Source organism: Nonomuraea rosea (assembly GCF_039539705.1).
Taxonomy (GTDB): Bacteria; Actinomycetota; Actinomycetes; order Streptosporangiales; family Streptosporangiaceae; genus Nonomuraea; species Nonomuraea rosea.
The window spans coordinates 229,716-252,328 of the sequence record NZ_BAABDQ010000004.1 but is presented as its reverse complement, the minus strand read 5'-3'; the positions used below and the strand labels follow the sequence as shown (position 1 = coordinate 252,328).

General features: G+C 67.8%; 23 protein-coding genes and 1 tRNA gene. 5 read left to right on the top strand and 19 right to left on the bottom strand.

Annotation, left to right across the window (positions count from 1 at the left end; translation table 11 throughout):
- Positions 1 to 2: 2 nt before the first annotated feature.
- The 6 genes from ABEA43_RS12160 to ABEA43_RS12135 all read right to left on the bottom strand — a co-directional run bounded on the left by ABEA43_RS12160 (position 3) and on the right by ABEA43_RS12135 (position 6,321).
- The gene (locus tag ABEA43_RS12160; protein WP_345561190.1) at positions 3 to 1,253 is read right to left on the bottom strand and encodes an ABC transporter substrate-binding protein; all 1,251 of its coding nucleotides are present in this window, start codon (positions 1,251 to 1,253) and stop codon (positions 3 to 5) included.
- Between the two features lie 19 nt (positions 1,254 to 1,272).
- Positions 1,273 to 1,971 carry a FadR/GntR family transcriptional regulator gene (locus tag ABEA43_RS12155; RefSeq protein WP_345561188.1) on the bottom strand — a complete coding sequence of 233 codons (699 nt, stop codon included), beginning with the start codon at positions 1,969 to 1,971 and terminating at the stop codon, positions 1,273 to 1,275.
- A 451-nt stretch (positions 1,972 to 2,422) separates the two neighbouring features.
- A complete protein-coding gene (locus ABEA43_RS12150; RefSeq protein WP_345561186.1) occupies positions 2,423 to 2,953 on the bottom strand; it encodes a DUF305 domain-containing protein in 531 nt (176 codons plus the stop codon).
- Between the two features lie 75 nt (positions 2,954 to 3,028).
- Positions 3,029 to 3,598: a dihydrofolate reductase family protein gene (locus ABEA43_RS12145; RefSeq protein WP_345561184.1), complete on the bottom strand. Its 570-nt coding sequence runs from the start codon at positions 3,596 to 3,598 to the stop codon at positions 3,029 to 3,031.
- A 105-nt stretch (positions 3,599 to 3,703) separates the two neighbouring features.
- The gene (locus ABEA43_RS12140) at positions 3,704 to 5,299 is read right to left on the bottom strand and encodes a sulfatase family protein (protein WP_345561182.1); all 1,596 of its coding nucleotides are present in this window, start codon (positions 5,297 to 5,299) and stop codon (positions 3,704 to 3,706) included.
- A gap of 143 nt (positions 5,300 to 5,442) precedes the next feature.
- A complete protein-coding gene (locus ABEA43_RS12135) occupies positions 5,443 to 6,321 on the bottom strand; it encodes an NAD(P)-dependent oxidoreductase (protein ID WP_345561180.1) in 879 nt (292 codons plus the stop codon).
- Between the two features lie 147 nt (positions 6,322 to 6,468).
- On the opposite strand from ABEA43_RS12135, the gene ABEA43_RS12130 reads away from it, so the two are divergent.
- A complete protein-coding gene (locus ABEA43_RS12130; protein WP_425570250.1) occupies positions 6,469 to 7,434 on the top strand; it encodes a GlxA family transcriptional regulator in 966 nt (321 codons plus the stop codon).
- 374 nt (positions 7,435 to 7,808) lie between these two features.
- Here ABEA43_RS12130 and ABEA43_RS12125 read toward each other — a convergent pair whose 3' ends face one another.
- The 4 genes from ABEA43_RS12125 to ABEA43_RS12110 all read right to left on the bottom strand — a co-directional run bounded on the left by ABEA43_RS12125 (position 7,809) and on the right by ABEA43_RS12110 (position 11,747).
- Complete coding sequence (locus ABEA43_RS12125) at positions 7,809 to 8,963, bottom strand: hypothetical protein (protein WP_345561178.1); 1,155 nt, start codon at positions 8,961 to 8,963, stop codon at positions 7,809 to 7,811.
- 69 nt (positions 8,964 to 9,032) lie between these two features.
- Complete coding sequence (locus ABEA43_RS12120; RefSeq protein ID WP_345561177.1) at positions 9,033 to 9,659, bottom strand: class I SAM-dependent methyltransferase; 627 nt, start codon at positions 9,657 to 9,659, stop codon at positions 9,033 to 9,035.
- A gap of 83 nt (positions 9,660 to 9,742) precedes the next feature.
- Positions 9,743 to 10,615 (bottom strand): NmrA/HSCARG family protein, encoded by an 873-nt coding sequence (locus ABEA43_RS12115; protein ID WP_345561176.1) that lies wholly within the window; start codon positions 10,613 to 10,615, stop codon positions 9,743 to 9,745.
- 292 nt (positions 10,616 to 10,907) lie between these two features.
- The gene (locus ABEA43_RS12110) at positions 10,908 to 11,747 is read right to left on the bottom strand and encodes a helix-turn-helix domain-containing protein (RefSeq protein ID WP_345561175.1); all 840 of its coding nucleotides are present in this window, start codon (positions 11,745 to 11,747) and stop codon (positions 10,908 to 10,910) included.
- A gap of 250 nt (positions 11,748 to 11,997) precedes the next feature.
- Between ABEA43_RS12110 and ABEA43_RS12105 the strand changes: the two genes are divergently transcribed.
- The gene (locus tag ABEA43_RS12105) at positions 11,998 to 12,609 is read left to right on the top strand and encodes an NADPH-dependent FMN reductase (RefSeq protein ID WP_345561173.1); all 612 of its coding nucleotides are present in this window, start codon (positions 11,998 to 12,000) and stop codon (positions 12,607 to 12,609) included.
- Between the two features lie 31 nt (positions 12,610 to 12,640).
- A complete protein-coding gene (locus ABEA43_RS12100; protein WP_345561171.1) occupies positions 12,641 to 13,273 on the top strand; it encodes a DsbA family oxidoreductase in 633 nt (210 codons plus the stop codon).
- Between the two features lie 150 nt (positions 13,274 to 13,423).
- On the opposite strand, the gene ABEA43_RS12095 is transcribed toward ABEA43_RS12100, so the two are convergent.
- A complete protein-coding gene (locus ABEA43_RS12095) occupies positions 13,424 to 14,878 on the bottom strand; it encodes a hypothetical protein (protein ID WP_345561169.1) in 1,455 nt (484 codons plus the stop codon).
- Positions 14,879 to 15,247: 369 nt separating this feature from the next.
- On the opposite strand from ABEA43_RS12095, the gene ABEA43_RS12090 reads away from it, so the two are divergent.
- Entirely contained in the window at positions 15,248 to 15,508 is a 261-nt protein-coding gene (locus ABEA43_RS12090; RefSeq protein WP_345561167.1) for a hypothetical protein, read from the top strand.
- A 62-nt stretch (positions 15,509 to 15,570) separates the two neighbouring features.
- Here the strand turns inward: ABEA43_RS12090 and ABEA43_RS12085 are convergent, their stop codons facing one another.
- Positions 15,571 to 15,723 carry a hypothetical protein gene (locus ABEA43_RS12085; protein WP_345561166.1) on the bottom strand — a complete coding sequence of 51 codons (153 nt, stop codon included), beginning with the start codon at positions 15,721 to 15,723 and terminating at the stop codon, positions 15,571 to 15,573.
- Between the two features lie 145 nt (positions 15,724 to 15,868).
- Here ABEA43_RS12085 and ABEA43_RS12080 point away from each other — a divergent pair, with 145 nt between their 5' ends.
- Positions 15,869 to 16,033: a hypothetical protein gene (locus ABEA43_RS12080; protein WP_345561164.1), complete on the top strand. Its 165-nt coding sequence runs from the start codon at positions 15,869 to 15,871 to the stop codon at positions 16,031 to 16,033.
- 191 nt (positions 16,034 to 16,224) lie between these two features.
- On the opposite strand, the gene ABEA43_RS12075 is transcribed toward ABEA43_RS12080, so the two are convergent.
- From ABEA43_RS12075 to ABEA43_RS12045, 7 genes are all read right to left on the bottom strand, one after another.
- A tRNA-Thr gene (locus tag ABEA43_RS12075) sits at positions 16,225 to 16,298 on the bottom strand.
- A 56-nt stretch (positions 16,299 to 16,354) separates the two neighbouring features.
- The gene (locus ABEA43_RS12070; protein WP_345561162.1) at positions 16,355 to 17,905 is read right to left on the bottom strand and encodes an alpha/beta hydrolase; all 1,551 of its coding nucleotides are present in this window, start codon (positions 17,903 to 17,905) and stop codon (positions 16,355 to 16,357) included.
- Entirely contained in the window at positions 17,827 to 18,651 is an 825-nt protein-coding gene (locus ABEA43_RS12065) for a PSP1 domain-containing protein (protein ID WP_425570249.1), read from the bottom strand. Before ABEA43_RS12065 ends, ABEA43_RS12070 begins: the two co-directional genes overlap by 79 nt.
- Positions 18,652 to 18,784: 133 nt before the next feature.
- Complete coding sequence (locus tag ABEA43_RS12060; protein ID WP_345561161.1) at positions 18,785 to 19,837, bottom strand: permease-like cell division protein FtsX; 1,053 nt, start codon at positions 19,835 to 19,837, stop codon at positions 18,785 to 18,787.
- Positions 19,834 to 20,361, bottom strand: a complete 528-nt coding sequence (locus ABEA43_RS12055) for a sigma-70 family RNA polymerase sigma factor (protein WP_345561159.1) — start codon at positions 20,359 to 20,361, stop codon at positions 19,834 to 19,836. The genes ABEA43_RS12060 and ABEA43_RS12055 overlap by 4 nt, the downstream gene beginning before the upstream one ends.
- Before the next feature lie 120 nt (positions 20,362 to 20,481).
- Positions 20,482 to 21,357, bottom strand: coding sequence for a permease-like cell division protein FtsX (locus tag ABEA43_RS12050; RefSeq protein ID WP_345561157.1), 876 nt, complete (start codon positions 21,355 to 21,357; stop codon positions 20,482 to 20,484).
- An 80-nt stretch (positions 21,358 to 21,437) separates the two neighbouring features.
- A complete protein-coding gene (locus tag ABEA43_RS12045; protein ID WP_345561155.1) occupies positions 21,438 to 22,610 on the bottom strand; it encodes a DNA polymerase III subunit delta' in 1,173 nt (390 codons plus the stop codon).
- Between the last annotated feature and the right edge of the window lie 3 nt (positions 22,611 to 22,613).

Sequence of the window (22,613 nt, the reverse complement as noted above, 5' to 3'; positions counted from 1 at the left end):
CCTCACTGGTGCGTGCTCCAGTACTCGTCGGCCGCCTTCTGGATGGTCTCCAGGACCTCCTTGTACGTGCCAGGCTCGGTCACGAACTTGCTGAAGCCGTCGAGCGCGGCCGTCAGCACGGGCGGCGGCGTGGCCTCGAAGTAGCGGTTGACCAGGCGATACTTGCCGCCACCCGCGTCCTTGGTGACCGTGCCGAGCACCTCGTCCTGGCTGCTCACCTTGGGGTTGGCGCTCACGTCGCCCCTGCTCGCCGACCACTTCTCCTGGGCCTGCGAGGTCGTCCACCACTTGAGGTACTTCATGCTGGCGTCAGGATCGGCGGCCTTGGTCAGCGAGCACAGCGGGCCGCTCTCGAAGATCATCGAGGTCTTGGGCAAGGAGGCGTTGACGTTGGGGATCGTGAAGAAGCCGTAGTCGGTGCCCGCCTTCATGTCCCGCGAGGTCATGCTGGTGTTGAACCAGGTGCCGAAGGAGACCATCGCCGCCTTGCCGTTCTTCAGCACGTCGCCCGGGTCGGTCTTGTCACCGGGGTTGATGAAGTAGCCGGCGTCGATGAGCGACTTCCACTTCTCCATCACCTGGACCACGCCCGGGTCGGTGTACTTGGCCTTGCCGGTGGCCAGGCGGTCGTACAGGTCGGGGTCGGTGCCGGCCATGAGCTGCTCGAACCAGACGAAGGAGAACAGCACGCTGGTGTGGTAGAAGGCCTTCACGCCGTTCTTCTTCAGCGTGTCGGCCACCTTGATCAGGTCGTCCCACGTGGCCGGCGGCTGGAGGCCGTACTTGTCGAAGATCTTCTTGTTGTAGAACATGCCCCAGTAGGCGACGTTCATCGGCACGCAGTACTGCTTGCCGCCGATCGTGTAATAGGGGGCGAGATCCTGGGACAGGTCGCCGGCCTTGATGGCCTCCTGCCAGATGGCCGTGGTGTCGGCCACCTGTTTCTGCTTGACGATCTCCTCAAGCATCCCCCCGGTCTGCCAGGTGAACAGGTCCGGTTTGACGTTGGTGCGGAACGAGGCCTTGATGAACGCCTGATACTGGGCCGAGTCGGTATAGCCCGTCGGCTTCATGTTCAGGCCGATGCTCTGCTTGGACAGCGCACCCATCTCATCGAAGTACTTCGTCCACGCACCCTTGTCGTTGTACAGCGTCAGCTCGGTCTTCTTCTGCGGCGCCTCCGCGCCGTTTCCACCGCAGGCGGTCAGGACGAGCGCCGCCACGCCGAGCGTGGCCACACGTGACCGGAACATGGGCCGGCCTCCTTGGTTCTCATCGGGGGGATTGCAACCTGTGCTCTATAACGGTCTTCACGTCGACCAGGTGGGCCCGCATGCGTGACTCGGCCTGCGCCGCGTCGCGTGCTTCGATGGCCTCCAGGATCGCCAGGTGCTCCTCGTAATCGCGGCGCCGGTCGTCGAAGATCTGCAGGATCTCGCGCTGCTCGGGTCCGTGGACCGTGAGCAGCGAGTCGACGACCTCGTTCAGCACGCTGTTGCCCGCCATCCGGGCGGTCGCCCGGTGGAAGGTCATGTTCGCGTCGTGCAGCTCGGCGTCCTCACCGCGCAGATGCCTGCCCGCCTCGTCGAGCACCCGCTGCAACGCCGACAGCTCTTCGCCGCCGGCGTGCTCCGCGGCCAGCGCGGCCAGCGGCGGCTCGATGACGATCCGCGCGCCGAGCAGCTCCAGGAGCTGGGCGGCGTGGATCTCGCGCATGTTCGGGTTGGGCAGGACCAGCCGCTCGATGTCGGCCCCGACGTAGATGCCGGAGCCGTGCCGCATCTCGATGGCCCCGGTGGCCTCAAGCCTGCGTAGCGCCTCGCGCAGTGTCGGGGTGGTGACGGCGAAACGCTGGGAGAGCTCCCTGGTCGAGGGCAGCCTGTCGCCCGGCCGGTGCCCCCCTGTACGGATGAGCTCCAGCATGCGCTCGGTCAGAGCGTCGGACAGCGTGGGCCGCGTTACCTCGGACATATCAAGTGATCTAATCACTTATTCCCAAGGGCGTCTATGAGGAGAGTAGCTTTCGCCCCATGAGGCGTGTGATGGTGTGGGGCGCGGCCGTCGTCCTGTTCTTAGCCGTGGCCGGCGTCGGCGGGGCCGGTTGGTAATACTCGGGCATGGTCCTCGATCCGTCGCATGACAGCTCGTACCCGCTGGAGGTGCTGGCCTTCGACGGGTCGAAGGTGACGCTGAAGGGCGGATCGGACACGGGGCGCCCGGCACGTACCGGCTGACCTGGCGCGACGGCAACGCCACGCTGGGCCCGGTCGCCTCGGCCGCCGGTGACACGGTCGTCCGCGAGGTGACCAAGGTACGGCTGGGCACGCTCGCGCCCGGCGTGCGCGCGTACTTCGACCGGCTCCGTTACGCGCAGGCGCTGCGCGACTTCGTCAAGAAGGTCACCGCTTGAGCCTTGGGCGGGTCAGCGCTTGAGCAGGTCCAGCATCATGGCGATCTGCGCCTTGCGGGAGGACTGCACCTGCGCCGCCCACTCCTGGACCGTGGGGTTGGACCCGCCCGACACCTCTCCCGCGGCCATCTGGACGGCGTCGTCCTGGTGCGCGACGAGCAGGTTGAGCAGGTCGTACTCGAAGTTCTTCGACTTCTTCAGCGCCTGGATCCGCTGAACGTCGGTCTCCGGCATGCCGCCGTGGTGGTCGTGCCCGCCCGTGGCGGGGGTGAGCGGCTGGTCCCAGTCGTGCAGCCAGCGCAGCATCCGCTCGACCTCGCTCTGCTGCGTGCTCTCGATGGCCGCGGTCAGCGTCTTGACCTGCGGCGTGGTGGCGCGGGCGGTGCCCACTTTGGCGATCTCGATGCCCTGACGGTGATGCTGCACCATCATCTGCACGAACATCACGTCCTCGGCGTTGACCGGGGCCTGCGTGGACTCGGCGGGACCGCAGGCCACGGTCAGCAGGAGGAGCAGGGCCGCCACGACTTGCGTTCCGCGCACCTGGTCACTTCCTTCAACTGATAGGAAACCTTCCTAAGAGTTGACGATTTCCGCGAGCCGCGCAAGGGCTCACCGTCACGTGCCGGACTCTACTCCGTAGCGCAAGTAGACGATTCCGGACGGGAACGCCCGGGTCTCGATCAGCCGTGTCCGCACCCAGGCGTCGAGCTCGGGGAAGAACGGCTTGCCCCGGCCGAGGAGCAGCGGGTGGATGAAGATCCGGAGCTCGTCGATCAGGCCGAGCCGCAGCAGGCTGTGCGCCAGCGTGGCCCCGCCGACCTCCAGGAGGCCGCCTTCCTGCGCCTTGAGCGCACGAACCTCGGTCTCGACGTCGCCGGTGACGAGCGTGCTGTTCCAGTCGACCTTGTCGAGGGTGGCGGAGAAGACGTATTTCGGCATGGCCCGCCAGATCCTGGCGAAGTCCACCTCGATGGCCGGCGCGTCCGGGCGGGCGTCGGCGGTGGGCCAGTAGGCCGACATGTTCTCGTAGAGCCGCCGGCCGTACAGGGCGCCGCTGATGTCGCGGGCCATGTCGTTGATGAAGGCGTGCACTTCTTCGTCGGGCTCGCTCCAGCTGATGTCCGCGCCGGGCGCCTCCACGTAGCCGTCGAGGGAGATGAGCATCGAGTAGATGACTTTGCGCATACTCCATTAGACGAGGGCGCCCGGCGGAACTCATCGGTTCAGGCGTTTATCGGGCTGCTTGGGCAGCCTTAGCGGGCTGCTTGGGCTTGGGCTGCTCGGGCTGCCTTAGCGGGACGCTCGCGCGGCGGTCCAGCAGTCCGGTGCGCCGGGTTTGCCGCAGCTCGCCAGGCCGTCGAGGAGCTTGCCGAGGTCGGCCGTCCTGGCGTTGTCCGGGTCGTTCGACTCCTGCCGGGGGTCGGCCACGGTGTCGTAGTACTCCGGCTGCGGATCGCCCTCGTACTCGACGTACAGGTCGCCGGCCGTACGCGCGGCGGCGTAGGAGGGCGGCTGGGAGTTGCCCGCCTGGAGGGTCTCGGCGTCGGGGTCCGGCTCGCCCGGGGCGGCCGGGTCGGGCTTGACGTGCTCGATCAGCGCCGCCTTACGCCAGTCCTTGACCTTGTGCCCCTGGATGAGGGGCAGCAGGCTGCGTCCGTCGCGGCTGTCCCGCGTCGCCGCGCCGACCCCGGCCATGTCCATGAAGGTGGCGAACAGGTCCACGTTCTGGGCGATGGCGTCGGTCGCGAGGTCGCCGTGCCGCCCCGCGGTCGGCCGCTTGACCAGCAGCGGCACCCGTACGTCGTGGTCGTAGGCGGTGGACTTGCCGCGCACCAGCCGGTGCTGGCCCAGGTGGAACCCGTTGTCGCTGGTGAAGACGATGTACGTGTTCCGCTTCTCCTCGTCGGTGAGCGTGGCCAGAACGCGTTCCACCATGTCGTCGACCGACTGCACCATGCGGATCCGGTCGCGGAAGTCCTCGCGCAGCTCCTTCGTGATCGGCGTGCCGAGCGGCTCCCGCCGTACCCAGGAGGGCTTGTCGGCGGTGTCCTCGTTGAACGAGGGCAGCGTGGTGACGTCGATCCCGGCGCAGTCAGGACCGCCGCAGTCACCGTTCGGGAACTGACCGGCGGGCCACTGGGTCTTGGGCCGGTCCCGGCGTGCCGGCGGGAACCGCGGCTCCTTGTCGCCCGGCTTGGCGCCGATCCTGGAGTGCGGCGCGAACGGAGAGACCTGGAGGAAGAACGGCTCGCCCGGCGCGTACTCGCGGGAGCGGGCGATGAAGTCGACCGCGCGCTGCCCCAGCTCGTCCACCAGGTACTTCCCGCCCGACGGATCGAGCGGCTTGTCCGCGCCGGCCTCCTTGACGTAGCGGGTGAGCTGGTACTTGAACTCGCTGTAACCTCCGCCCGCCGCCACATGCCACTCGTCCCACCCGGCCGGCACCTTGTAGTCGGCGGGGACCGGATACTCGTTGATGTACTTGCCGAGGTAACCGGTCCGGTAGCCGGCCTGGTCGAGCGAGACGGCGTACGTCCTGCTCTCGTGTGGTTCGAACGCCTGGTAGCCGCCGCCGTCGGAGTTCTTGTTCGTGGCCACGCCCGTGTTGTGCGGGAACTGGCCGGTGAACATGGAGGCTCGGGAGGGGCAGCAGAGCGAGTTGGACACGTAGTAGTCGCTGAAGGTGGTGCCGTTCTCGCCCAGACTGCGGACCGTGTCCATGTACGGGAGCAGATCGGCCGACATGTCATCCACGAGGAAGAAGATGATGTTCGGCTGTTTGGGCTTGGCCGTCGTTCCCGCACCTGCCTGGGACGTCATGGCCAGGCTCAGGACGAGGGCTAACGCGACCGCAAGAACTCTCCGGATATTTCTGGTAACAGACATGACTGCACCTTTTACAACTGATGGGAGATCAGGGTTGCGTCGAACGCTAACGTCCCGAGATGCACCCCATCAATCGATCCGCCCTCCAGAATTCCTGGCAACCCCAGCGGGCGATCGGCAACCGGCGACGGGCGGCGGGCGGGTCAGCCGCGGGTGGCGATCGGGCGGCGGAACTGCTCGATCAAGGCCGCATACCCCTCGCCGCCGTGCCCCTCGGCCACCGCCCGGTCGGCGAGCGCCTTGACGAACCGGGGCAACTCGACGCTGACCCCCAAAACCTCACTCTCCTGGACGAGATGCTCCATCGCCGCCAGATGGGTGTCGATGGTGGCGTCGAGAGCCGGATACTTGCCGTCGTCGATCTGCTCCGCATAACCGGGCAACCACTCGGCCACGGTCGCCATCCCCTTGGCCACGGCCGGGGCGAACGTCGCGGCCGGCACGTTCGCCGTGCCGAGCAACGCCGCGCCGTGCAGGAAACCGTTCAGGATGCTCCACATCATGGTCAGCGTCGCCATGTCGTACAGCGAGGACAGGCCGGGGTCGGCGCCGAGGTAGGTGGTGGCGCCACCGAGGCTGCGCAGCACGGGCTCATGCAGGTCGAAGCCCGCCTGTGGCCCGCTGTAGTAGAGCACGGCGCCGGTCGTACCGATGCCCTGGGGAACGTCCATGATCACACCGTCGAGGTAGCCGATCCCCCGCTCCGACGCCCACCGGGCCGTCTCCCTGGCCTGCTCGGACGTACCCGAGGTCAGGTTGACCACGACCCGACCGGCGAGCACGTCCGCCAGCGGGTCGAGCACGGCACGCACGGCCTGATGATCCGAGACGCAGACCACCACCAGCGGGCTCGCCACGACCGCCGCCCGCACCGAGTCCGCAAGGATCGCCCCCTGAGCGACAAGCCGTTCGGCCTTGCCCGCCGAGCGATTCCACACCGTCGTGGCGTGCCCCTCCGCCAGGAACGCCTGCGCCAGCGCCTGCCCCATCAACCCCAACCCGACAACCGTGACTTCCGGCATCACACTCTCCCTTTTCGCCCGTAGCGGTCCTTCCGCCGACTACGTTCGCACCGGTTCACATCACCTCGACAGTGGCAGGGGTGACCATCTTCGAACGTTTACTGCCATACCCTTACGGTCATGAAAGCCAGCTCCGTCGCGATCGCCATGGCCGGCGACATCGGCGCATGCATGTGGGACCTGTACGAGATCGCCATCCCCGCCTCGGTGTTCGGCATGCCCCAGCCCGACCTGGCGGACCCCTGGTACGACCTGCGCATATGCACCGCCCCACCGGTACCACCGCCCGCATCAGCCCTGCCACCCGATCACGGATTCTCCCTCCGCACCCCCCACCGCTTCGAGGACCTGGCCGACGCCGGCACCGTGATCGTCGCCGCCGTACCGGAAGCCGTCGTCTACGGCCAGCCCTTCGCGCCGGGCCTGATCGAAGCGCTGCGCCAGGCCGCCGACGCGGGCGCGCGCATGGTGTCGCTGTGCTGCGGCGCCTTCGCCCTGGCCGAAGCCGGCCTGCTGGACGGCCGTCGCGCCACCACCCACTGGATGTACACCGGTGAGCTGGCCAAGCGCTATCCGAACGTGCAGGTGGACGGCTCCGTGCTGTACGTCGACGACTGCGACGTGCTCACCAGCGCAGGCATGACGGCCGCGCTGGACCTGTGCCTCCACCTGGTCCGCTGCGACCTCGGGGCACACGTGGCCAACCAGCTCGCCAGGCGGATGGTGGTCCCGGCCCATCGGTCGGGCGGGCAGGCCCAGTTCATCGACCTGTCCGTCCCGGTCACCGACGACGAAAGCCTCGGCCCCGTGCTCCAGTGGGCCACCGAACACCTCGACCGGCCGCTGACCGTGGACGAGCTGGCCAGACGCGCCGGGCTGAGCACCCGCACCTTCTACCGCCGCCTCCAGTCGGTCACCGGCACCACACCCCTGAAGTGGCTGCTCAACCAGCGGATCGCCCGCGCCCAGACCCTGCTCGAAACCACGTCCATGCCGATCGAGAAGGTCAGCGAACACAGCGGCCTGGGGACCGCCACCAACCTGCGCCGCCACTTCACCCAGCGAGTCGGCGTGACCCCCACCGAATACCGGCGCACCTTCGACGTCGTCTGACCACGGTGTGCCAGCTCACCGTCGATATGTCTGATGATTGAGTGAGCTCATGGGCAATCTCGAGATCGATGAGAGCTTGGTGCGCTCCCTGGTCCGCGAGCAACATCCCGACCTCGCCGAGCTGGACGTGCGCGAGGTGGCCGGCGCCCTGGCGGCCTTCCTCAGGGCACTCCACCGCACAGCACCCGCCGAAGCACCGGCCAACCCCGACCGCGGCGTCCCTCTCGGTGCTGCGAGGCCTGGGCCTCATCAGCATCGGCCAAGCCGGCGACCGCGGCCTCCCCGGCGGCAAGCCGACCTGGGGCCCCGCAGGCCACGCAACCCTCACCCGCCTCCTGTCACCGCTCTAGACCCCCGCACCATGGAGGGACATCTCATGCCATGCAAGGAGAGGTGGCGACGCGGGCCAAGTCAACGACCACGAACCGATCCCGAGTAGTCCGCCAATACACAACGGGTCCGTCCTGCGTCCATGCACCGCTTTTGATCATCGTCCACGGATTCTCGGCCCTCCACAAACCATAGGATCCGAGCAAGGCGGACTGACGCGTGCAGCGATCATAGATTTGGGCGACATGCCCAAAAGCCGACGCTCCCCAAGTGCTGGGAATGGAGTCGTCTCCTACTACGGTCGGAACGCCGAGAAGAGCGAGCCGATCCCGAATCAACGGTCTCATCATGAGTGCGTCTCCCGGCACAGTTGTGCGGTCGGTCCCGTCCACGCGTAACACCGTCGCCTGCGTGACGCTCCACAACTCCTGCCGGTTCTCCCCGACACACCAAACAGGCCCGCAGGCCAGACGATGGGCGAGATCGCCGGCCTCGGTCATCTCGATTTCCTGACCCGTTCGAAGATTGACCACAACCCGCTCGTACTCGTCGAACGCCCACGGCCACGAGCTCACTCGAAGCCGCCTGTCCGACCGCACCCGCTCAGGAATCCCACCGCTGAGTGGAACCCGCCAGATATCGCCGTCATAACCCCACCACACAGCGTCCCCACCGCTGATCTGGAAGCCGTCCACATCGGTCTCATCGGCCCGGACGGTGGCTGGTAAGCGCGCCACCCTATGCATGGTTCCGCCTTTTCGCGGCATGGCCCACACTTCGTAGTGACGCCGCCCTCCGGCAGAGGCGCCGGGCGCGTACCCCTTGACGAGCCACGCCACTTGAGCACTTCCAAGCGCCGTTTCCTGGACCTCGAAGCAGCCACCGCACGCCGCCCACTCGGGTGCCCGCGCTATGACCCGTTGCTTCTTGGTCCGCGTATTGAAGCCGATGAACGCCGGACGCAACTCATCAGTCCTCAGGAGCAGTTCGTCTTCGTCGAGCGCCCCGAGCGGCCACAGCCAGGTCCCGTCCGTGCGTTCAGCGGGCACCACACTGACGGCTTCCGGCCAGACCTCATCGACAGATGCCAAGCTTGGCGGCTTCGGAAGGAGCGCCGGTCGCTCAGGCGTTTCCTCCTCTGGGGCAGCCCAGGTCACGCCCAATGCGATCACCAGCGATAAGACCGCCGCCGCCCGCACTGACACACCCCAACGCATCCGGCCTGTCACCTGGCTCAGCCTCTCAGAAAGCCGAGAAGCCCCGCCGGCTCACGCAGAACGCTGCAGGGTCAGCGACTGAAACCGTTGCTCGGCAGTTCCTACGGCGTGAAAGTCCACAATCTCGAAAGACTTGCGAGTGTACTGCTGAAGCTGCTCGTCGCTACGGAATGAGAAGAACCGAGGAGGATCGTGGTCATCCTCTTCGAAAGGGCCTTCCCCCGTCAGGCTGCCTCCGCCGTACACACCGAGAAAGAACAGGCCGCCGGGCCGCAGCAGCGCACAAATCGCATCCATGACCGCAGGAAAGTCGCTGTCAGGCACGTGCAGCAAGCAGTTCAGCGCGTACACCGCGTCGAAAGAACCGGGCGCGAAGTCGAGGCGCATAAAGTCCATGACATGGGCTTCAATGCCCTTCTCACGGCAGAGGGTCACCATCGCAGGCGACAGATCGACGGCCACGACGTCCAGACCGTTTTCCTGAAAGTAGGCACTGTCCTGTCCCGTCCCAGCGCCGATCTCCAGCAACCGCCTGCAACCGTGCCCCTTCAACCGGTCCAGGAACGCCTCACACTCTGCGAGTTTCCACGGGGCCTTTCCGCTGACCTCGCGTCGCTTGGCACTCCCGTCATATGCCGTCCGGAGAGGGCCGACCACATCGTCATAGCGCACGCTCATCGCGCCATGATGCCCTACGAGAGAACGTCGCCAACAGGCGGACCATCTCAGCTACCCGGCCAAGGTCGTGCGACGGGCCGCGATCAGCCTGCGAGAATTCTGTCCCAGTCCACCGTCTTGGCCCACTCGGCGTAGCTGTGCCAGCGCACGGCGGGGTACCTGGCATGCAGAGCCTCGATATCAAGGAAATCGGTGTTGTTCTCGAAGCTCTCGAACATCGTGGCCACCTCCTCGCCGGCCCACTGCCGCACCATGTCCAGCGGCAGCTGCTGGTAGGGGATCTCCCGGCCGAGCACCTCGCTCAGAATCCGGGCCGCCTCCTGCCCGGTGACGCGATCGGAGGCGATGTCGATCCGCTCGCCGACGAGCTCGTCAGGGTTCTCGACGGCATGTACGGCCATGCCGGCGATGTCCAGAACGCTCACCTGGTCGAGCTGTTTGCCCGGGGTCAGCGGGTTGGCGAGCATGCCGTCACCGAGCTGGCTGAAGCCGAGGTTGAGCACGTTCTCCATGAAGTACACCGGGCCGAGCACCGTCGCCCGCACCGGCCGCTCGCGCAAGTACGCCTCGATGAGCTGCTTGCTGTCGGCGTGGTCGATGTTGGTGGCCGCCGGCCGGTCGCCGCCCCGCACAGAGGAGTACACCAGGTGGACGTCGAGGCGAGCGGCGGTGTCGATGAGCAGGCGTCCCTGCGCGACCTCCTCGTCCTTGCCGCCCTCCCCGAACGGCACCGACAGGCCGAAAACCGCGTCGGCGCCTGTGCAGGCCCGCTGGAGCGCGTCGGGATCGGCGAGGTCGCCGGTGGCAAGCCGTGCTCCCTGCGCTAAGAGCGTCGTGGCGGCCGGCGACTCGGGCGAACGCACGTACGCCACCACCTCGTGGCCGCGCTCCAGCAGCAGATCGGCGACCGCGCCGCCCTGCAGGCCGGTGGCGCCGATGACGACGACTTTGCTCATATGCATCTCCTTGGGTTCGATCCAGAACCTGCGAGCGCGTTCCGACCGGACCATCCGGCCACGCCGCCCGCCATCAGCGATTCTGGGACCTGAACCATGATTGAGGTCAAGTGCCGGACAGCGCTGCCTTCCAGGTCGTGGTGGGCCGTCAGCTCACCACGCCCGCATGCAAGCCCTCGCGACGGATCGCCAATCCCAGCCCAGGGCGCGCAGGCTCCAGATGGAATGGCCGGTGATATCCCCCTCAGGCAGGTGTGCCCACGTACCCGTCAACTATCAGGACAGGCCGCCGCTAGGAGGCGGCGGGGTGATGATCAGTGAGGCGGTCGAGGGCGGCGGCAGTGGCCTCGTCGGAGGCGAGGTAGACGACCAGCCGCTGCTCATCGGGGTCGGGCAGCTCCAGGCTCTCGTACGCCAGCCGCAGCTCCCCCACCTCCGGGTGCGCCCACCGCTCGACACCGATGCGCGCGGGCAACGCGGCCGAGCCCTCGAACCGGTCGCGGAAGCCGGCACCGGCGACGATCGTCAGCTCCTCGGCGAGCAGCGCCGCGTGCGAGTCGCCGAGCGCGGCAGCGGCCCGCAGCGCAGCGGCCCGTTCGCCGGCGACCGCGTCCCAGTCCGGGTGGGCATCGTGCGCCCGCGGGTCGGTGAAAACGTGCCGAACCAGGTTCGGCGGCTCGGCCTCCAGCAGCCCGCTCGGGCCGGCCAGCCGTGCGAACCCGGCCGTCCACGCGAGCAGGTCACCGGGCCGGTTGGCGACCAGCGCCGGCGCGGGCTCCAGCCGATCGAGCAGCGCCTGCACAGTCGGCCGCACCGTCCGGGTCTGCATCGCGGCGGCCCCGTCGCACGCGCCGCCGCCGGTGGCCTTCGCCAGCCGGTGCAGGTGGATTTGCTCGTCACGGGACAGCCCCAGAATCTCCGCGAGCGCGGAGAGCACCTGGGCGGACGGACTGCGGTCGCGCCCCTGCTCCAGCCGGGTGAGGTAATCGACGCTGACGCCGGCGAGCGTGGCCAGCTCGGCGCGGCGCAGACCGGGGGTGCGGCGCCGGTTCCCGGTCGGGAGCCCGACCGCGGCCGGAGGGACCGCCTCCCGGTGCGCGCGAAGAAACGCGCCCAGCTCTGAGTCAGTCATCAACCGCGATTGTATTCGCGGCGAGCCTGGCCCTACCAGGGCTAGGAAAACCGCAGCCTGGCCCGAACACGCCCAGCACGGGGACGCTAGCAGGCATGAACACCTTCACCAACGGTGAGAGCACATTCCTGAACCGGGGCCACTACGCGAGCGTCCCCGTTGGAGAAGCCTCACGCCCCCCGATCGGCACCCACCTGGCCGCGAGCACAAAGTTCATGTCCCAACCGAGACAGAACCCAAGGAGAAGTCCATGATCCAGATCGCGATCATCCTGGGCAGCACCCGCCCCGGCCGCCGCGTAGCGGACGTGGCCCAGTGGGTCGCCGAGGCCGCCGGCCGCCACCCCGCCGTCAAAACCGGGCAGGTCGGCCTCGAACTCGTCGACATAGCCGACTACGAGCTCCCGTTACTGGATGAGCCCGCCCCCGCAGTCATCGGCTACTACCAACACGCACACACCAAGCGCTGGGCGGCCACGATCGCCAGGTTCGACGGATTCGTGTTCGTCACCCCGGAGTACAACAGCGCCATCCCCGCCGCCCTGAAAAACGCCATCGACTACCTGTACGCGGAATGGAACGACAAGGCAGCCGGGATCGTCAGCTACGGCGTCTACGGCGGCACCCGCGCCGCCGAACAACTACGCCAGACCATGGGCGAGATCAAAATCGCCGACGTCCACGCCCAAGTCGCGATCAACCCGTACTTCGACTTCGACTTCACCGACTCCAAGGCCGGCGTCTGCGCCCCCGGCGAACGCCAAGAAACCGCCCTGATCACCATGCTGGACGAAGTCCTCGCCTGGTCCCAAGCCCTCCGAGTGCTACGAGACCCCACCACGAGCGCCACATCGCGGTCATGACCGGCTGCCTCCACCCGAGAAAGGAATCCGGATGAATGTAGAGGTACACATCGATATCGCCTGCCCCTGGTGCCGCCTCGGCACGCACCAGTTCCACCGCGCAGTGGCCGCAGCCGACGCAGAATCAGACATCGAACTCATCCATCGTCCGTACCAGCTCCTTCCCGACGCACCCGAGGACCCCCGGCCGCTGATGGACACGGTGGTCGAAATGTTCGGTCCGGACCAAGCCGAGGCGATGCTCACGGAGATGACACGCCTCGGTGCCGGCGAAGGGATCGAGTACCGATTCGACCGTGCGGTGGCGGTCAACACCCTGACCGCGCACCGGCTGCTGTGGCTCGCCCTGCACGAGCACGGCGCCGACGTACAGGCCGCACTGGCGACCACCCTCTTCGACGCATACTTCCGCGACGGCGTGAACGTCGCCGACCACCCACAACTCACCGAGCTCGCCGAACGGACCGGCTTGGACCGCGGCCGCGTCCGAAACTTCCTCGCCTCCAAAGAGGGAGACGCCGAGGTACGTGAGCAAGCAGCCGCAGCACGGCGAGAGGGCGTCACCACCGTACCGAGATTCGCCTTCGAGAACGGCGAGCTGATCGTCGGCGTGACCAGCACCGAGGCACTCGGCAACGCCCTCAGAAAGGCCACCGGCCGGTAAGTCGCCGACGGCGCCAAGTTCACCTGAGAACCGGGCGCACCTGCCGAGGCCAGGTCATGAACGGTACGCCGAAGTTCGATCATGGCGTTGAGCGCTACGGCGTCCGGGACGAGATTCAGAGCCGTGGCGACGGGGATACCCGGAATCCTTCTACTCCCGCTGGCCGGCTCGCTTCTCTCCCATCTCGGCTTCGTCGGCGGCCATGGTGAGGTCGCCGTCGCTCAGGCTGAGGAAACGGACCGCCTCAGGCGCTCCTATCAGCTGTGGACTGGTGGCACCGCGAAAAGCGGTGTCACTGACCTGGAAATGATCAGGGCTCTCGAGCTCCAACCAACACAAGTCCCACCCTTCACCCCGCCCAGCCTGGGGACGAGGCGGCACGGCCAATTGGACCAGGGCCGAGCCGGCGCGTGGGATGTCATGCTGAGTATGCGCAGCCACGTATTTGACCAGCCGCAGCTCAGCCTCCGCCGGCAAGTCGGAGGCCAGCCCTCTTACCGGCTCGGCGCCCTGTTCTACCGGAGGTATCAACGAGTTGACCCACTCTCGGGTCGTCCCGCAAACCCTGCCGGCGAGATCGCGCAGGCAACCCGCGAACCAGGGAGCAAGGTCGAGCCCTCCCATCTGCATCCAGTCCTCGACCAGCTGACGGAATGCCTCGGCACGCCGGCTCGCCCGGCGATGCGCGCTTGCGGCGAGGATGGACTCCCCCGCGCCGGCGAACGCCAGGCACAGAGACCGGACCGGGATCTGACCGGCATAGGAGGCGTAGCGCACCATACGGATCTCCAGCATCGCTTGGTGCAGGACCGTCGCAGCGGCCAACGGCTCGTCGTCCAGCGCTTTCGGCCTTCGCGGCGGCGTCGTCCGACGTGATGGCCGCGGGCCGGTCGGGGTTCGCGTGCCGAGAGCCCGGCCCGCCGCGGACAGGTGCCAGGCCAGGTCGTTCGGATGGATGGTGGCGCGAGCCGCACGCAGGATTCCGCCTTTCCCCATGCCGATCGCTACCTGACCCGTCCCGCAACCCATGGTGATCCCGGATGAGTCGCGGGAATCAAAGTGTGTATCGGTGACCTCGTCGAGCCAGAGCCATAACTCGGCGAGGTCGTCGGCCGGCCGGTCAGAGGCATACCGGCGTCGGGCGGCCACCGCCAGCGTGCCCGTCAACCGGGTGCCGCCGACCCGTTCCAGCACCAGCGAGCGAACCTCGGCGGTGGCAAGGTCGTAGTCGACGCCGATTTCTACGGCGACCTCCATCGTCAGCGCCGCCGTAGGCGCGAACACAATGCCCCGGTAATCCCAGTGGTCATGGTCGTTCTCCACCGGCGCCGGCAGCAACGACTCCAGGCTGTACCCGGCGATCGCCGACTGCTCCGCCATCCACGTCCGCCGTGCCGCACCGAGAGCGGCCATCCATGCCAAGGCGGCACGTGCCCGCCGCTCACGGCCCCACGATGTACGGGCCGCCAGTGCGCGGAACAAGGGAAAGGTGTTGTTATCCCAGACGTCGGAAACCGTGTGAATGATGTTGCGATCGTAGGTCCTGGCGTCCGCCGAAGCCTCCGCCATCTGCACAAGCGAACGGTCCAGCAACGCACCGAACACGCTCGCCGCCCTCGCCTTCCCAGTCTTCCCCACACAGATCATCATGCATCGGGACTCGGAGTCAGGATTCCTTCCCGCAGCGCTAATCTCAGGCAACGACCCCACCGCAGAGCCGGTGCCGTGGCGACACCCCTGTCTCAGCCGGGTCTCCTCGATGTCGAATTGTCACCGACGCGGTCCGCGCCGTGACTTTTCAGCGAGCGGAGGTGGGAGCCATCGCTTCGTCGGGCAGGCGTAGCCATGCCGGTCGGCCGCGCCACGGCAAGCCGTCGTTCGCGTGTACATGCTTTCCGGCGAGCTTCCTCGCGCGCTGGTTGCCCTGCCCGCAGACAGCGGCTTGCCCCGGTGCCGCCGGTACGATGAAAGGCGATGTTGCACTTGCTCGGCATCGTCGCCTTCGGCAAGATCAGGCGCATCATGGGTGACACATTCGCAGCTTTACTGCCGCTGGTCTTCATCGCCATCATTTGGGCCGTGCTCGCGTCTGTAATCGAGAGCGTAAGCAAACACACCAGGCGCGGCAGACCGCGCAGGGCGCAGCGTAGTGCGCTTTCCTCGGTGGCCATCGCAGGGCTTGTCATAGGCGGTGCCCTGGTCGTCTACCTGGGCCTCACCGACGGTTCCCGCTGACGGTGTCAGCGTCCGCTCGATCTAACCCACCCCCATAGGTGATAAACGATCGCGACTGCCGCCTAGCTGCGGTCAAGCCCGACTTCGCGTGTTCCAAGCATCGCGGTGACATTTCTCGGTAACTGGTTGTCCCCCTGCACAGACGGGCTTGACACCAGATAGGTGCCGCGAATAATCGACAGCTCGGGGGTGAGGAGCGCGAACAGACCGCTCACCTCTATTCCCTTTCATCCTTCTCCGGCACGCACTTTCGCCGCTTCACCCCTTGATCGGTGCCATGGAGTGGGAGGGCTTTCGCCACCTTCGTCGTGGGCGTGGTGAGCCGTACGGGTGGCGTGCCGCCGGCCAGGGAGATGCGTCATGACGATCCACCAGCGTGGAGTGACCGAACCAGCGGCTGAGGCCGCCGTCGACCAGGCGTGTCGGATGCTGCGCCTGCCCACCACCCGCGGCCAGTTCACCGCCACTGCCGATGCGGCCGGACACGAGCAGTTCACCTACCGCGGTTTCCTGGCCGGTTGCTGATGGCGGAGTGCGAAGACCGTCAGCGTCGCCGCAGCGAGCGGCTCGCTCACGCCCGCGCCCGATCGAAGCCGCGAGGAATGCGCTCCAGCGCTCGCCCAGAGTCTCGCTGAATGACCGACTGCTGCACTTTGCTGCTGCGCAAAGATCCAAAAGGCCCTCCCGGATCATCCCGGGAGGGCCTTTGAGCTGGGAGCCGCCTTCGGGATTCGAACCCGAGACCCCTTCATTACGAGTGAAGTGCTCTGGCCGACTGAGCTAAGGCGGCGTGCTGCTGCAGCGTGAAAGAGTCTACAGGAGCCCAAGGGGTTCTCGCTCCGCCGATCACCCGATGCCGGGACAGACCGTGCCGTCCGCCGGCGCCGTGCCCGTCAGCAGGTATCGGTCCACGGCTTCGTCCACGCACGCCGACCCGTTGGAGTACGCGGTGTGACCGTCCCCGTCCCACTCCAGCAGCACCCCCGGCTCCAGCTCACTCGCCAGCGCACGCGCCCAGTGAGCGGGCGTGGCCGGGTCGCGTCTGGTGCCGAGGACGAGGATGGGTGCGGCGCCCGCCGCCTTCAGGGGGTGGGCCTTGAAGGTGGGTGCGGCGGGCCAGCGGGCGCAGGGCAGCGACGACCACATGATGTACGGGCCGAATCTGGGCGCCTGCCCGGACGCCTTGGCCGCCCCCTGCTCATAGGCGGCGGTGTCCGCGGGGTAGGCGCCGTCCACGCAGTTGACGGCCATGTTGGCCTCCGTCTGGTTGGAGTAGGTGCCGTCGCCGTGCCTGCCGGTGAGCTGGTCGGCGTTGTGGAGCAGCAGCGTGCCGTTCCCCTTGAACGCCTGGCGCAGCGTCTCGGTCAGCTCCGGCCAGGAGTCGCGATCATAGAGCGGGGTCAGGACGCCGAGCGTGGCCAGGGCCTGCGTGACCTGCCGCCCGCCTCCCTGTAACGGCCTCCGGTCCGTACGGCGGAGCAGCCCGCTCACCTCCTCCAGCGCCCCCTCGACGGTACGGCTGCGGAACGGGCACCCCTCCTCCGCCAAGCACGCCTTGGCGTAAGCGCGCAGCGCCTGCTCGAAGCCCGCCGCCTGATCCGAGTTGAGGCGCAGCCGGGAGATCGCCGGGTCGAGCGCCCCGTCCAACACGAACGCCCGCACCTTATCGGCGTACATGTCCGCATAAACAGCGCCCAAGAACGTGCCGTACGACTTACCGAGATAAGTCAGCTTCCGGTCCCCGAGCCCCTGCCGCAGCAACTCCAGATCCCGCGCCACGTCGACGGTGCCCAGATGCGCAAGCAGGCGCCCGGAACGCCTCTCACACCCCTCCGCGAACTCCCTGGACCCCGCCTCCAGCGCCTGCCGCTCCTCGGCCGAGTCCGGCGACGCGTCCAGCGTGACGAACGCGTCGAGCCGCACATCGTCCAGGCACTCGACCGGCGCCGACTTCCCGACCCCGCGCGGGTCGAACCCCACGATGTCGAACCGCTCGCGTACCTCCTCACTCAGTACGATCCGGGCCGCCCGCGCGTATTCGACCCCCGAACTCCCCGGCCCACCCGGATTGACCACCAACGACCCGATCCGATCGCCGCCGGCGGGCAACCGGATCACGGCGAGATCGAGTCGCTCACCGTCCGGCACCGCGTAGTCCAGCGGCACCCGCAACGTCGCGCACTCGAACCCGTCACCGCAGCCGGACCAGGCCAGCCCGCCGCCGACCGGCTCGGCCGGGGCACAACCGCAGCCGAGCAGCGCCACCGTCGCAGCGACGACGGCGGCGGCGACCCGGCTCGGCCGCCGCACCACCGCCCTCAGGCCGGATCCGAATCGCCGTACGTCGAGTCGTACGCCTGACGCGGCCCGCACACGCTGGCCTTCGAGCACGAGCACCGGCGCCCGCCATCGTTGAGCCGCACCACCAGGGAGTCGGACGGTACGTTGTGCCCCACCACGGTGCCGGCCCCCTGCGGGGTCTCCACGCTCGCCCCCACCCGCGGAGCCGACGCCCGGAACTCCTGGTAGAGCGGATGCTCGTATTTCAGGCAGCACATGAGCCGACCGCACGCGCCCGCGATCCGGAGCGGGTTGACCGGCAGGTCCTGATCCTTCGCCATCCGCACCGAGACCGGCTCGAAGTCCTTCAGGAACGTGGCACAGCACAGGTCACGGCCACAGGGGCCGATCCCGCCCTGGAGCCGCGCCTCGTCCCTGGGCCCGATCTGCCGGAGCTCGACCCTGGCCCGGAGGTTGCGGGCCAGGTCGCGCACCAGGGCGCGGAAGTCCACCCGATGCGGCGCGGAGAAGTAGACCGTATAGACGTTGTCCTGGTCGAGATAGTCGATGCCGACGACCTTCATCGGCAGCGTGTGCCGTTTGATCAGCCGCTTGGACACACTGCGCGCCTCGGCCCTGCGGCGTTTGTTGGACTCGTCGCGAGTGAGCTGCTCCTCACCCGCCGGCCCCTCGCACACCGGCAGCCCGTCGATGTCTTCGCTCGTATATTGCGGCGCCCACACGCACTCCGCCACTTCAGGCCCGGAATCGGTCGGCACGAGCACCTTGTCGCCGACCTTGGGACTATGCCCGCCGGGATCGAGGTAGTAGAGCCTCCCATAACGGGTGAAGCTCACGGCCATGATCATTCCCATGGGCTCGCGCTCGCCTCCTGACGGCCTCGGGGTCTTTTACCGCCTTCGCTGCCACACTACGTGTGTCCGCCCGCCGACCGTGAGGGGTGCAGGCACGGCAGTTCGGTCAGAGCCCGGCACATCAGCCGGCGCTGGAGCACACCTTCTCCTCGGGCTGCTGGATCAGATACTGCCCGCGCAGCCGGCTCTGTTTCGTGATGCACGACGTCGAGAGGTAGCTGACCTGGCCGACCCCGGGCTGCCGTCTCAGCTTGCTGACAGCCTTCTCCCACCGCGCATCCGGCTTCATGGTCAGCCTGAACGACTCGGGCATGTCCTCGACCTTGGTCGCCTCGACCAGCGCTTTGTTGCTGGCGGCGAAGGAGCGCTTGAAGTTCGCGTAAGCCGTCGCTTGATCCTCGAAGACGAACGACTCTACTTCGGGCATCGACTCGATCAGCCGGGCGAGGTCCTCCTTCTGCGCGCCCGTCACCCCCTTTCCTCCCTTCGCCACCTCGTTCACACCACTCGCCGCATCGTCGGTCCGCTTGGCGCCACAAGCAGGCATCGCAGACGACGGCGCGCACAGGAAGACCGAGACCTTCGGCTCCACCTCAGGCAGGTCGGCGGTGGTCGGCTGAGAGAGATCGCTGACCGTCTGGATACCGAGCACGCCCTGCAGCCGGCGCGATATCTCATTCCGGTCGGCTCCCTGGGAGAGCTTCAATCTGAACGACGGGGACATGTCGGTGACCCGTACGGCATCCAGCAACGCCTTGTTGCTCGCGTAAGTCTTCCGGAAGTCGTCGTAAGCGGTGGCCTGGGAATCGAAGAACACCTCCTCGACTCCCGGCAACCGCTTGACGGTCTGCTCGACCGTCTTCACCTGCTCAGGGGTGGCTCGCTCCTGGCACGGCGGCTCCGACTTGGTGCACAGGAAGACGATCACCTCCGCCTGGTCGTCGCGGACCGGCTCCACGTTCGTCGCCACCGCACGGTCTTCGTCGCCCGGCCCGCCCAGCACCACGGCCGTCGTCGCCCCCGCGATGGCCACGACCGCTGCCACGGCCACCAGCCGGAGATCCACCCGGGGCCGGCGCCGCCGCGCCTGCAACGGTCTGAGCGTGCTGGTGTCGATCGATGCTCCGGCCTCGGCGAGAGCCTCACGCAGTCTTTCTTCCACCGGGCTGTTCATGAATCCTCCCCAAGTGCTCGGCCGAGGGCGGCGATCCCTCGCGCCATCGTGGATCTGGCCGTGCCGGCGCTGATCCTCATGGTGTCGGCGATCTCCTGATCGGTGAGATCGAAGTAGTAGCGCAGCGTCAGCGCCTCGCGTTGCCTGCGCGGCAGCCGCCGCAGTGCGAGCAGCACCTCCCGGCGCTCCTCGCCCAGCAGCGCGGCGCTCTCCGCCGACCAGACAGGCGGCTCGTACGGCACCACCCGCCGGAACACCGTCGCCCGCCTGCGCAACACCGACCGGCACCCGTTGAGCACCGCCGAACGCACGTAGGCCAGCGCCTTGTCGATATCGCGCAGCCTGGCCCGCCCGGCGTGCGTGCGCGCGAACGCGTCCTGCACGACGTCTTCGGCGGTCGCCTGATCACCGACCATGATCAGGGCCAGCCGGACGAGGCCCACATGATGCTCGGCGAAGATCGACGCCACATCGACCCGCTGCCGCGCCAGGGCCTCTTGTTGGGTGAGTAGTTCGGCTTCCACATAACAGAGACGCTTCGCAGCCTCATCTGCTGCTTCAGTCACCCGGATATCTTCCGCCGCCCGCCCCACCCTGCGCCGCCGAAGCCCACAGGAGGGCAGCGAGCTCTCTATCCGGTCAGCTCAGCACACCGTGTTCTCAGGGTCGGCGTGGGAAAGCCCGTATTCCCCGGTCAGCTTGACCGTCGTCTGGAAACATCGCGCGTTGTACACCGTGCTCACCCCGGACAACCGCTCCAGCCGACGGGCCGCCGCGCCCCAGTCGGCCTCAGACCGCATCGTCAGCGAGTACAACTCCGGTATGTCCGAAACTTTGGTGACCGCGACCAGTGACTCGTGGTCGGCGAAGGTCTCGACGAAGTTCTGGTACGCCGTGGTCTGATCCACGAAGGAGTACGACTCCACCCCGGGCGTGCCCTTGATCGCCGCGACGACCGCCTTCTTCTCCTTGGACGTCGTCTTCTTGCCGTTCGCCGCGCCACGACCGGACCCGCAGGCCGGCATGGCCGAAACCTTCGTACATAGATAGACGCCGACGTCCGGCGACGCCAGTTCGTCCTGCTCCAAGGCGTGCATCTCCGCCTGATCGACGACGGTGCCCACCCCCGGTCGCCGGGCCACCGCGACCCGCACCCGGCCCCGGTCCGCTCCCTGCGTCACCTGCACGTGGAACGACTCCGGCACGTCCTTGGCCCGTACCTTCGCCAGCAGCGTCTTCTTCCCGGCGAAGTCCTGGCGGAAGCTCGCGTACGCGGTGGCCCGATCGACGAACCGCACAGCCGTCACCTCAGGCAGACCCTCCAGGATCGTCCGGACCGCCCGCTTCTGCTTCTCCGTGGCACCCCGCTTACGGCAGTCCGGCGAGGACGGCGTGCACAGGAAGACAGCGATCTCCCACTGATCGCTCACCGCCGGCCCCGGCCCAGCCGCTCCGGCACCCACCGGAGCAGGCAGCCCAGCGCCCGCCACCACCACCGAGGCGAGCACCGCCAACGCCACGCGCCATAATCCCCGAGCTCCGCGCACGCCTTCGACCACCCTGTTCAGGACTCCGTACCGCGCCGCACCCCGGCGTCGGGTCAGGGACGCAGCGCGAGCATCATCGCCTCGACCGCGATCTGCGGATTGACGTTCGCCCCGAGCCGTTCCCTGCACTGCATGATCGCATCGATCCGCCGCACCGTTTCCTCCGGTGTGGAAGCCCTGGCCAGTTGATCGAGATCGAAGCGAATATCGTCGTTCGCCAGCTCCACCCCGGCCCCGAACTGCATGGCCAGCACATCCCGATAGAACGACACCAGCTCCAGCAACGCCGAGTCCAGCGAGTCCCGCTTGATCCGGGTGGCCCGCGACTTCTGCCGGTCCTCCAGCTCCTTCAGGGCACCCGCCCCACCGCGCACGAGCCCCCGGTTGAGCCCCTTGCCGGTGGACCCCTCGCCGTACAGCTTGCGCAGATCCGACGTCTCGCTCTCGTTCAGCAGGGCCGTGGCGGCGGCGGCCTCCTCCTCCGCCGTCTTCACCAGCCGTTCGGCGGCGAAGACGCACTCCCCGACCCCGGTCAGCGAGCGTGGGATGCTCAGCACGGCCTCGCGCCGCCGCCTGACGTCCTCGTCCAGGGCCAGCGCCCGCGCCCTGCTGACGTGCCCCTGGGCCGCTCGCGCGGCGAACGTGGCCGTCTCCCACGGCACGTTGTCCCTGGTGGCCAGCACGTGCGCGACGGCCTCCGTGCCGGGGTTGGTCAGGTTGACCACGCGGCAGCGTGACCTGATGGTGATCATCAGGTCGTCCGGGGCGGGCGCGCAGAGCAGCCACACCGTACGGGGCGGCGGCTCCTCGATGGCCTTGAGCAGGGCGTTCGCGGCTGATTCCGTGGCGCGGTCGGCGTCCTCGAACAGGATGACCCGCCACCGCCCCTGCGTAGGCGCCCCGGCCGCCCGCAGGATGAGCTCCCTGGTCTGCTTGACGCTGTAGGACAGGCCCTGAGGACGTACGGCCTCCAGGTCGGGATGGGATCCGATGAGCACCTGATGGCACTGGTCGCAGTGACCGCAACCGCCGTCGGGGCACATCAGCGAGGCGGCGAACGCGCGTGCGGCTTCTTCGCGCCCGGAGCCCGGCGGGCCGGTGAACAGCCAGGCATGCGTCATGCCCGTGCCCCGCCCGCCCTTGACGACCTCACCGGCCGCCGCCGCGGCCCGCGACAGCACGGCTGTCGCCTGCGCCTGCCCGACGAGGTCATCGAAAACTGTCACACA